Source organism: Bowmanella yangjiangensis (assembly GCF_017255015.1).
GTDB lineage: Bacteria > Pseudomonadota > Gammaproteobacteria > Enterobacterales > Alteromonadaceae > Bowmanella > Bowmanella yangjiangensis.
In genome coordinates, this window is the sequence record NZ_JAFKCS010000442.1 from 1 (window position 1) to 641 (window position 641).

General features: G+C 51.8%; 1 protein-coding gene. It reads right to left on the reverse strand.

Annotation, left to right across the window (positions count from 1 at the left end; genetic code table 11):
* Window positions 1-641, reverse strand: a 641-nt coding sequence (locus J0A65_RS25040) for a type II secretion system F family protein (protein ID WP_206596936.1), incomplete at both ends; no start/stop codon positions are given.

The following is a 641-nucleotide window of genomic DNA, read 5'->3' on the forward strand; positions in this document are numbered from 1 at the left end:
CAGGCTGGTGAGGTTATCAACCATGTTGTCCACTTCGGCTTCATAAAAGCTGGCGACTTTATCGAGCATCTCATCCAGCGAGCCTGACTCTTCGCCAATGGCCGTCATTTGCACTGCCATTGACGGGAAGGTGCCAGTAGTCCGCATTGAAAAATTCAGCTGCATACCCGTTGAGACATCTGCCTTGACTTTGTTGGTTGCGGTTTTGAACACCACGTTGCCTGTGGCACCGGATACGGAGTCAAGGGCGTCTACCAGAGGTACGCCCGCAGCAAAAGTGGTTGAGAGTGTTCGTGCGAAGCGCGCTACTGCGGATTTATAGAGAATGTCTCCAACGATTGGGAGCTTGAGTACGCTGCGGTCAACCGAGTCGCGTAGCTTCTGGGAGCGTTTCATTGCCTCCTTGAACGCAAAGGACAAGGCCAATATGGCGACCACGAAGATAAACCACCATTGCTGGAGAACCTCGGAGATATTGATCACCATCTGAGTGAAAGCTGGTAGCTCCGCACCAAAACCGGCAAACACCTCCTGAAACTGTGGGACCACTTTGATCAAGAGAATTGCCGATACGATGACCGCAACCACGATGACTGCAATAGGATAGGTCATCGCTTTCTTGATCTTGGCCTTCAGTGCCT